General features: G+C 57.4%; 1 protein-coding gene and 1 pseudogene. One reads left to right on the forward strand and one right to left on the reverse strand.

The genetic code is table 11. The features are described 5' to 3' along the window. Window positions 1-715: pseudogene (locus M0974_RS15835) on the forward strand (integrase); the annotation flags it as partial. Between the two features lie 9 nt (window positions 716-724). On the opposite strand, the gene M0974_RS15840 reads toward M0974_RS15835, so the two are convergent. Next, window positions 725-3,301: ATP-binding protein (locus tag M0974_RS15840; protein WP_297838554.1), on the reverse strand; the 2,577-nt coding region annotated here is incomplete at its 5' end.

The raw sequence follows: 3,301 nt of genomic DNA on the forward strand, positions 1-3,301 counted from the left end.
GCAAACCCTGTCAGATGAACTGGCAAGGACCCAACTGCATTTCAGCGTGCTACAGCAACAAAACCAGGTACTTAACACTGAGCTGGACGTAAAAAACGCCACCCTGGACAGTACCCATCAAGCCTTACAGACCGAGCAGACGACAAACGCTCGCCTGCAGCAATCACATCTCGACCTGGAAATACGCCTGCAAGACAAAGACGGACAGATTCGTTCCCTGGAAGAAAAGCACCTGCACGCCCGCGATGCGCTGGAGCACTATCGCAACTCCATCAAGGAGCAACGCGATCAGGAGCAGCGTCGTCACGAAGGGCAACTGCAACAGGTGCAGATGGAATTGCGCCAGGCGCAGCAGGCGGCCATGGTGCGTCAAGAGGAGATTACTCAGCTGAACCGAGACAACGAACGCTTACTCAGCGAGACGCGCAGTACGTTGCGCGAGCTAAGCACGCAACAAGAGCAGTTGAAGATAGCCACGCGCATGACCACCGATCTGGGTGAAAAATACCAGCTCGCTCACACCCAGCGCGCACTTCTTGAAGAGCGTTTGAATGGAGCAATGAGCGAAAGCAGCGCGCTCAAACATTCGCTGAGCGAACGGCAACAGACCTATCAGACCGTACAGGTCGAATTGATCAAGACCCAACTGGCCCTTGACGCCGCACTCCTAAAAGCTTCGCCGCAGTTGCCAGAGCCTACAAAGCTTCCCGATTAAAGTGATTGCTCAAGCTTTCTTGTCTCCAATCATCGTCCGCACCTTCAACGCCAGGTCATCAATGCTGAACGGCTTGATCAACATATCCATGCCGGGGTCGAGAAATTCGGCGCGCACCTCTGCGTTACGCGCATACCCGGTCATGAACAACACCGGCAGATCAGGTCGACACTGCCGGGCCATTTCCGCCAGTTGGCGACCGTTAAGACCTGGCAGCCCGACATCACTGACTAGCAAGTCGATGCGCTCCAAACCCTGCAGCACTGGCAGTGCGGCCTTGGCGTCGCCAGCTTCCAGGGTTGAATAACCCAGCTCGTGCAGCACATCGATCACCAGCATACGCACAGCCACCTCATCCTCAACGACCAATACTTGTTCGCCAACCAGCGCGCGCGGAGCACTCGGATTTTCCGGCTTGGCAATATGCCGCTCCCCCTGCTCAAGATGGCAAGGCAAATACAAGTGAATCCGCGAACCCTGCTGAACGATGCTTTCGATCTGAACGTGCCCGCCGGTTTGCTTGACGAATCCATACACCATCGACAATCCAAGCCCGGTGCCCTGCCCAATCGGCTTGGTGGTGAAAAATGGATCGAAAGCGCGCCCGATGACCTCCGCAGACATACCCGAACCGGTGTCTTCAACGCTCAACAGCACATATTCACCAGGAGCCATGGCTTCGCGCTGAGACTCGACATGAACAATGGCAGTTCTGACGGTCAGTCGCCCGCCGTCCGGCATGGCGTCCCGCGCGTTAATGACCAGGTTAAGCAGTGCGCTCTCCAGTTGGTGCTCATCCGTGCGGGCTTGCCACAACCGAGGTTGCAGATTGATGCACAGCTCAATGCTTTCGCCGAGGGTACGCCGAAGCAACTCCTCCATGGACACCACCATTTGGTTAACATCAACCGCCTGGGGATTCAGCGATTGACGTCGGGCGAACGCCAGCAATCGATGGGTTAACGAGGCGGCGCGATTGGCCGACGTGATCGCCGCATTGATATATCGGTCAACCTCCCCCACACGCCCTGCAGCCACACGGCGCTGAATCAAATCCAAAGCGCCTAATACGCCGGTCAGCATGTTATTGAAATCGTGGGCGATACCGCCGGTAAGCTGGCCGATGGCGTCCATCTTTTGCGCGTGACGCAAGGCCTCTTCAACACTTTCGCGCTCGGACATCTCGACCTGCAGCAGCTCGTTAATCGTCACCATTTCCCGGGTGCGTTCCGCGACGCGAAGCTCAAGGCTATCATTGAGCTCGCGCAAGGCCTCTTCGGCACTCACTTGCGCAGTGATGTCGGTGTGGGTACCCAACCAATGGATGACATGCCCTAACCCATCGCGAATAGGCAAGGCACGGGATAAAAACCAACTGTATGTGCCGTCTTGATTGCGCAGCGGGAAGGTATCTTCCCAGACCGAACCCGTCGCAAAACAATGCTTAAGCCGCGCGGTCACCCGCTCCAAATGCGCAGGGTGATGCACCGAGCGCCAACCCAGCGCCTGCATCGCTTCCAGAGAGCTGCCGGTGTAATCGTACCAACGCTTGTTGTACCAATAGATTTTGCCCGAAGGATCCGCCGTCCACGCCAACTGGCTCATGTTGTCGGCCAGTGTACGGAACTGCGCTTCGCTTTCTCGCAGCGCCTGTTCAGCGCGGGAGCGCTCCATAGCGATCCAGCAGCGCTCGGCAACATCACGAACAAAGCTGACTTCCTCATCGCTCCAGACCCGTGGCTGAGCGCCGTGCAGCACCAACAGCGTGGTGATCACGCCGCGCTCAAGCAACGGGATATTGATCAGCGTGCGCATCCCTCGGGTCTGGCATTCGCAGCGGCCTGTAGCGGTGCGTAAATCGAGTTGCGTGTCGTTGACCACCACCGCCTCGCCACGCCGCACGGTGTCAAATAACGCGCCGAACGTATCAAGGTTGTATACACCGACGATGCTGGGGGTTGCACCCAAAACCCAATCGCGCCTCACAACAACGCTGTCCAGCTCGACGTCAACGGTGGCGAACGCAACACGCTCGATGCCCAAGGTCATGCCAAGAACTCTGCCGGCCGACTGGCGAATTTCTGCGCACCCGGTTTTTTCCCGCAGTTGATCACCGAGAATCAATAACGCGGCTTGAAAGCGTTCGGTACGGGCGCGCTCGACGATCTGGTTTTCCAACATCGAGTTGGCCAATATGACCCGCTGCTCCGCTGCCTTCAGTGCATTTCGAGCCTTGGCGCGCTCGTCTGCGGCGCGAGTACGATCCACTACTTCACGCACCAGAGCGATGTCCTCTGGCGACCACACCCGTGGCTGTTCAGAACTTATAAAAAGCAGTGCGTTGAATCGGCGTTCGTCACCGAAGGGTGCGATCAATATGCTGCGCGCGTTGTAATCGGCATAGCGCTGGGCGGCGCCAGCGGTGCGCGGGTCGATACTGACGTCCTCAACTGCGATTAACTCACCTTGATTCAGGCGCTCCAGCAGACCTTCGCCGTATTCATTGATTAGATGCCGGCCCAGACTGCTGCGTGCCGGCCCTGCCAGCCATTCACTTTCCATGGTCAACAGCCCATCAGTGTCGTA

Origin of the sequence: Pseudomonas sp. (assembly GCF_026224925.1) — a bacterium.
Classification (GTDB): Bacteria; Pseudomonadota; Gammaproteobacteria; order Pseudomonadales; family Pseudomonadaceae; genus Aquipseudomonas.